Raw genomic sequence first — 7,197 nt, forward strand, 5'->3', positions numbered from 1 at the left:
ACGGCGCCGTTCAGGCGGCGCGCGACGGTGTCGGTCTTGGCCTTGCGCAGGGTGTCGGCCTGGGCCTTGCCGCGGCCCTCGGCCACCGCCTCCGCCAGGTTCGCGAAGATCGTGGTCAGCCACAGCCAGCCGGTGATCGCCCAACCGAACCAGTCCGTCGGGTCCTTGATCGCGAGGGCGGTGGTGACCACCGAGCCGATCAGGACGACGAACATGACCGGCGACTTGACCATGACGCGCGGGTCGAGCTTGCGTACGGCGTCCGGGAAGGACTTCAGCAGCTGCTTCGGATCGAAGAGGCCGCCGCCCACGCGCCCGCCGTCCGCCTTGTGGCCGGTGGGCACGTCCTGGTGCGGAGCCCTCGTGGGCGTGACGGTGCTCATGATGCGAGCCCTTCGGCGAGCGGACCCAGTGCCAGGGCCGGGAAGTAGGTCAGTCCGGTGATGATGACGATCGTGCCGACGAGGAGGCCCGCGTAGAGCGGCTTGTCGGTGCGCAGGGTGCCCGCCGTCTCGGGGACGGGCTTCTGCTCGGCCAGCGAACCGGCCAGCGCGAGGACGAACACCATGGGCAGGAAGCGGCCCAGCAGCATGGCGATGCCGATGGTGCTGTTGAACCACTGCGTGTCGGCGTTGAGCCCGCCAAAAGCCGAACCGTTGTTGTTGGCGCCCGAGGTGTACGCGTAGAGGACCTCGGAGAATCCGTGCGCGCCCGAGTTCAGCATCGAGTGCGGCGGCGTGGGCAGGGCCATGGCCGCTGCGGTGAAGCACAGCACGAGAGCGGGGGTGATGAGGATGTAGCAGGCGGCGAGCTTGATCTCGCGGGTGCCGATCTTCTTGCCCAGGTACTCGGGGGTGCGGCCGACCATGAGGCCGGCGATGAACACCGCGATGATCGCCATGATCAGCATGCCGTAGAGGCCGGAGCCGACGCCGCCGGGGGCGATCTCGCCGAGCTGCATGCCCAGCAGCTGGATGCCGCCGCCCAGTCCCGTGTAGGAGGAGTGGAAGGAGTTGACCGCACCGGTCGAGGTGAGTGTGGTCGCGACCGAGAAGATCGCGGACGCGCCGATCCCGAAGCGGGTCTCCTTGCCCTCCATCGCGCCGCCCGCGGCCTGGAGCGCCGGACCGTGGTGGCTGAACTCCGTCCACATCATCAGTGCCGTGAAGCCGAGCCAGATGATGCCCATGGTCGCGAGGATCGCGTAACCCTGGCGCAGGTTTCCGACCAGGCGGCCGAACGTACGCGTGAGGGCGAAGGGGATGACCAGGATCAGGAAGATCTCGAAGAGGTTCGAGAACGGCGTGGGGTTCTCGAAGGGATGGGCCGAGTTGGCGTTGAAGTAACCGCCGCCGTTCGTACCCAGCTCCTTGATGACCTCCTGCGAGGCGACTGCCCCGCCGTTCCACTGCTGCGTGCCGCCCACGAACTGGCCGACCTCGTGGATCCCGGCGAAGTTCTGGATGACGCCGCAGGCGACGAGGACGAGCGCACCGATGACCGAGATCGGCAGCAGGATCCGGACGGTGCCGCGGACCAGGTCGGCCCAGAAGTTGCCGAGTTCACCGGTGCGGGAGCGCGCGAAGCCCCGTACGAGGGCCACGGCGACGGCCATGCCGACCGCGGCCGAGACGAAGTTCTGCACCGCGAGGCCACCGGTCTGTACGACGTGGCCCATGGCCTGCTCGCCGGCGTACGACTGCCAGTTGGTGTTCGCGACGAAGGAGGCGGCGGTGTTGAAGGCCTGGTCCGGGTCGATCGCGGCGAAGCCGAGCGAGCCGGGCAGGACGCCCTGGGCGCGCTGGAGGGCGTAGAGGAAGAGGACGCCCACCGCTGAGAAGGCGAGGACGCCGCGGAGGTACGCGGGCCAGCGCATTTCCGCGGAGGGGTTGGCGCCGATGGCCTTGTAGATCCACTTCTCCGGCTTGTAGTGCTTCTCGGAGGAGTAGACCCGGGCCATGTAGTCGCCCAGCGGGCGGTAGGCCAGTGCGAGCGCGGCGATCAGCGCGAGGAGCTGGAGCACACCAGCGAGAACGGGGCTCATCGGTGGCTAGAACCTCTCCGGGTACACGAGGGCGAGGATGAGGTATCCGAGCAGGGAGACGGCCACGACGAGGCCGACGATGTTTTCGGCGTTCACAGCTTGGTCACCCCTCGGGCGATGAGAGCCACCAGCGCGAAGACCGCGACCGTGGTGACGACGAAGGCCAGATCGGCCACCGTGAGCTCCTGGATGAAGAGGGAAGGAAGAATCGGCCAGCTGGCCGATGACGAGACAACCGTGTCTTCACCCCGGCGTTAAGACCCCTTGACGGGGTCCATACGGCCGCAGGGGAACTCTTAACGCCGCCCTTACGGATCATGCTCCTGTGATGAGATCAGCCCTGGTGGGAAAGGCCGGCGGTGTCCAGTGCGGCGCCGGTCTGCGCGGCCAGTGCGACGGCTACGAGGCGAGCTTCCTCGGGGGGCAGGGGCCGGCCGGGGATCGGGTCGAGGAGGAAACGGCCGTAGTAGTGGCCGCCGCCGACCACCCTCAGCTCGGTCTCACCCTCCGGCCAGTCCGCGAACTGCGTGATCCGGGTCCCGTCGCGCAGCCACAGTCCGCCACCGTGCTCCAGGCGCGGCAAGTGCCCCATCAAGGTCCCGTACTCGAAGCGGCAGCCCCGCAGGCCGAGCAGCCCGATCAACTCCCGCCGTACGTACGCGACCACGTCCTGGGGGGAGCCGCTGTCCTCGGCGAGCCGGGCCGCTCCCTGGAGGGTCGAGAGGTGTGCGGTGTCGGTGACCACGACCGCCCGGAGCCGGCGCACACGGACGGCGAGCTGCGAGACGACCAGGCCGACGACGAGTAGCAGGACGGCTGTCTGGAGCTCGTCCCCGCCGGTGATGGTGAATCGCTGGTAGGGCCTGGTCAGGAAGAAATCGAACCAGCCGGCCGCCGAGAGCGCGGCCAGCGCCCCGGCCGCCCGGGTTCCCATGGCCGCCACCGCGACCACCGCGACGACCAGGATCAGCGCCGCGTTCGTCGCCGAAAGGTCCGTTCGGAAGGGCACGAGCGCGAGGGCTACCAGGAAGGGGACGGCGACGGCGGCGACCAGCGAGACGCGGTCGCGGAGCCGATACGAGTACCCGGACATGTGCTGCCTCCTGTCCGGACGTGTCGAAGGTCATTCGGGATGTCTCGGGCGTGTACGTCACCCACATCAAGCCTGCCCACCGTCCGAAGGGGAGGACCGCCCGCGCCGATGTCTTGACGCACTTCATACGGGATCGCGCTCCTTGCGTCAGGAGTGCGTGAAGACCGGGTCAGGGCCCGTATGGATATCGCCAAGAGGACTGGTCATCCGCCCGTGCCGTTCCGACGCTGTCCTCACTTTGTCCAACGGAGGAACAGTGAAGATGGCCATGTACAGGGGAAAGTCGATCGCGGCAGGACGGGCGCCGGGCATGGAGGAGCCCCCTGATACCGGGGTGCGGACGGTCCCGGCGGAGGACCGGCACCGGCTGACCGCCCTCCAGGGGCTCTCCGCGCTGTCGCTGGACGCAATGGCGTCCGTGGCGTACGGGCCCGAGTCGATCGTGCTGGTCCTGGCGGCGGCCGGCGCGTACGGGATGGGCTTCACCCTCCCGGTCACCCTGGCGATCGCCGGGCTGCTGGCGGTCCTGGTGGCCTCGTACCGGCAGGTCATCGCCGCGTTCCCCGACGGCGGCGGCTCGTACGCCGTCGCGAAGAGGCACCTCGGACGGCGTACGAGCCTGGTCGCCGCGGCCTCGCTGATCCTCGACTACGTGCTGAACGTCGCGGTGTCGGTCACCGCCGGTGTGGCCGCCCTGACCTCGGCCTTCCCCGAGCTGCACGGGGAGCGGGTGTGGATCTGCCTCGGTGTGCTGCTCCTGGTCACGGCGGTGAACCTGCGCGGGGTCGTGGACTCCGCCAAGGCCTTCCTCGTTCCCACCGCCGTGTTCGTCGGGTCGATCCTCGCAATGGTCGCCGTCGGGTTGTTCCGCGATGGCCCCGTCAGCACCGCTTCCGCAGCCGGGCACGCCTCCGCGCTGGGGGAGGGGGCGACCACGGTCGGCGCGCTCCTGCTGCTGAAGGCCTTCGCGGCCGGCTGCTCGGCGCTGACCGGTGTCGAGGCCGTAGCCAACGCCGTGCCGTCCTTCCGCGCCCCGGCCGCCCGTCGGGCCCAGCGCACGGAGGTCGCCCTCGGTGCCCTGCTCGGCATCATGCTGATCGGCCTTTCGGTCCTCATCGGCCGCTTCCACCTCCAGCCGGTGGAGGGCGTGACCGTCCTCGCCCAGCTCGCGGACGCCTCCTTCGGTCACAACGCGGCCTTCTACGTCGTCCAGTTCGCCACCATGGTGCTGCTCGCGCTCGCCGCGAACACCTCCTTCGGCGGGCTGCCGGTGCTGATGAGCCTGCTGGCCCGCGACAACCACCTGCCGCACTTGTTCGCCCTCAAGGCGGACCGCCAGGTCCACCGCCACGGCGTCCTCGCGCTGGCCGTCGTATCCGCCGGGCTGCTCGTGGTCTCCGGCGGCGACACCAACACCCTCGTTCCGCTCTTCGCCATCGGAGTCTTCGTCGGCTTCACCATCTGTCAGGTCGGCATGGTCCGGCACTGGAACGGCGAACGCCCCCAGGGCTGGCGGGCCAAGGCCGCCCTCAACGGCTTCGGCGCCCTCCTGACGGGGGTGTCGGCCGTGGTCGTCACCGCCACCAAGTTCACGGAGGGCGCGTGGCTGATCGTCCTCGCGCTGCCGCTGATCGTCCTCGGCTTCGAGAAGATCCACCGCGCCTACACCGAGATCGGTGAACGTCTGGAACTCGGCCGCATCCCGTCGGCGCCGAGCCGCACCCGCTCCCTGGTCGTCGTGCCCGTCTCCGGCCTGTCCCGCTTGACCTGCCAGGCCCTCACCGCCGCCCACTCGCTCGGCGACGAGGTCCTCGCCGTCACCGTGACCCACCCCGCCGCCGAGGATCGGCAGATGGCAGAAGCCCTGCGCCGGGACTGGGAGTTGTGGAAACCGGGTGTCGAGCTGATCGAGCTCTCCTCGGACACCCGCTCGCTCGGCCGCCCCGTATCGGCGTACGTGCGCAAGCTGACGCAGGCCCATCCGGGCACGCAGGTGACCGTCCTCATCCCGGAGACCGAGCCCGCCCACCTGTGGCAGCGGCTGCTACAGAACCAGCGCGGCTCCGTCGTCGCCCACGCGGTCCGCCGCGACACCGACGCCGTCATCTGCCGGCTGCGTTTCCGCATCACCGATGACGGGCGCTGACCCGCTCTGACGCATCCCTGGCGGATGCTTGACGCGCCTTGTATGACCGCGGTCAAGACGGTGACCGGCGACAACGGGCTGACGGCCCAAGTGCCACCATCCGCGTTAAGGACGCGTCAGGATCGGCCTCCTCCCGTTCAGAAATGATCGGGCTGCGTACGCTGGCTCAGCCGTCGATGTCGATGGCTGATTCTTTGCCGTACGACAGGAGCCCCCCACGATGGCCACCCCTGCCCGCACTTCGCGCCTGCGCGCGTGGCTGCTGGAAGGCTTGACCGACCGCCCCAAGCAGCAGTCGCATGCCGATACCGCGCACGAGGGCCGCCCCTGGTGGCGTGTCATGTGTCTGACGGGTCTCGACTACTTCTCCACCCTCGGCTACCAGCCGGGCATCGCGGCGCTGGCCGCCGGTCTGCTGTCGCCGGTGGCGACGATCGTGCTGGTCCTGCTCACCCTGTTCGGCGCGCTGCCGGTGTACCGGCGGGTGGCGGAGGAGAGCCCGCACGGCGAGGGCTCGATCGCGATGCTGGAGCGGTTGCTGTCGTTCTGGAAGGGCAAGCTGTTCGTCCTGACCCTGCTCGGGTTCGCGGCGACCGACTTCCTCATCACGATCACGCTCTCGGCGGCCGACGCCACCGCGCACATGGTGGAGAACCCGCACCTCACCTCCACCCTGCACGGCCACGAGGTACTGATCACGCTCATCCTCGTCGCCCTGCTCGGCGCGGTGTTCCTCAAGGGGTTCAGCGAGGCCATCGGCGTCGCGGTGGTCCTTGTGGCCACCTACCTCGCGTTGAACGTCGTCGTCATCGCGGTCGGCATGTGGCAGGTGATCAGCGAGCCGCACGTCATCGCCGACTGGTCGGACGCACTGACCACCGAGCACGGCAACCCGTTCATGATGATCGCCATCGCGCTCATCGTGTTCCCCAAGCTCGCGCTGGGCATGTCCGGTTTCGAGACCGGTGTGGCGGTCATGCCGCACGTCCAGGGCGACGCGGACGACACCCCCGACAAGCCGGCGGGCCGGATCCGCGGGACGAAGAAGCTGCTCACCACGGCCGCCGTGATCATGAGCGTCTTCCTGATCACCAGTAGTTTCATCACCACGCTGCTGATCCCGGCCGATCAGTTCAAGCCAGGCGGCGAGGCCAACGGCCGCGCCCTGGCCTACCTCGCCCACGAGCACCTGGGCTCGGCCTTCGGCACCGTCTACGACGTCTCCACCATCCTCATCCTCTGGTTCGCCGGAGCCTCCGCGATGGCCGGCCTGCTCAACCTGATGCCGCGCTACCTGCCCCGCTACGGCATGGCCCCGCACTGGGCCCGCGCCCTGCGCCCGATGGTCATCGTCTTCACCCTGATCGCCTTCCTGGTGACCTGGCTGTTCAACGCCGACGTCGACGCGCAGGGCGGCGCCTACGCCACCGGTGTGCTCGTCCTGATCACCTCGGCCGCCGTCGCCGTCACCATCGCCGCCCGCAAGGCCGGTCAGCGCGGCTGGACCATCGGGTTCGGCGTCATCGCGGCCGTCCTCGTGTACACGACCGCGGTGAACGTCGTCGAGCGTCCCGACGGCGTGAAGATCGGCGCCTGCTTCATCGCCGGCATCATGGCCCTCTCGCTCCTCTCCCGCCTCGCCCGCGTCTTCGAACTCCGCGTCACGCACATCGAGCTGGACGACATGGCGCAGCGGTTCATCCGCGACACCGCCAACCGCACGATCCGCTTCATCGCCAACGAGCCCGACAAGCGGGACCTCACCGAGTACCGGCAGAAGAAGCAGCAGATCCGCGCGGACAACGACATCCCGTCGGAGGACGACGTGATGTTCGTCGAGGTCACGGTCCTGGACGCGTCCGAGTTCGAGTCCGGCATGCGGGTGCGCGGCGAGGTCCTGCACGACCGCTACCG

Annotated in this window: 5 protein-coding genes and 1 pseudogene; 2 read left to right on the top strand and 4 right to left on the bottom strand. The window is 69.1% G+C overall.

All coding sequences use genetic code 11. The features are described 5' to 3' along the window. From ACFXDJ_RS35665 to ACFXDJ_RS35680, 4 genes and pseudogenes are all read right to left on the bottom strand, one after another. Positions 1–383, bottom strand: a pseudogene (locus tag ACFXDJ_RS35665) (potassium-transporting ATPase subunit B); the annotation flags it as partial. Continuing rightward, on the bottom strand, positions 380–2,044 hold the full coding sequence (kdpA, locus tag ACFXDJ_RS35670) for a potassium-transporting ATPase subunit KdpA (protein WP_384663112.1): 1,665 nt from the start codon (positions 2,042–2,044) through the stop codon (positions 380–382). The pseudogene ACFXDJ_RS35665 and the gene kdpA, both read right to left, overlap by 4 nt. 6 nt (positions 2,045–2,050) lie before the next feature. Further along, entirely contained in the window at positions 2,051–2,140 is a 90-nt protein-coding gene (gene kdpF / locus ACFXDJ_RS35675) for a K(+)-transporting ATPase subunit F (protein WP_037690508.1), read from the bottom strand. 238 nt (positions 2,141–2,378) lie between these two features. Next, positions 2,379–3,137 (bottom strand): DUF4118 domain-containing protein, encoded by a 759-nt coding sequence (locus ACFXDJ_RS35680; RefSeq protein WP_384663114.1) that lies wholly within the window; start codon positions 3,135–3,137, stop codon positions 2,379–2,381. Between the two features lie 262 nt (positions 3,138–3,399). Between ACFXDJ_RS35680 and ACFXDJ_RS35685 the strand changes: the two genes are divergently transcribed. Together ACFXDJ_RS35685 and ACFXDJ_RS35690 are read left to right on the top strand one after the other, a co-directional pair. Continuing rightward, positions 3,400–5,283: an APC family permease gene (locus tag ACFXDJ_RS35685; RefSeq protein WP_384663116.1), complete on the top strand. Its 1,884-nt coding sequence runs from the start codon at positions 3,400–3,402 to the stop codon at positions 5,281–5,283. Between the two features lie 220 nt (positions 5,284–5,503). Beyond that, the coding region (locus tag ACFXDJ_RS35690) for an amino acid transporter (RefSeq protein ID WP_384851278.1) at positions 5,504–7,197 on the top strand (1,694 nt) is incomplete at its 3' end.

The sequence above is a fragment of the Streptomyces sp. NPDC059443 genome (assembly GCF_042750105.1).
GTDB lineage: Bacteria > Actinomycetota > Actinomycetes > Streptomycetales > Streptomycetaceae > Streptomyces.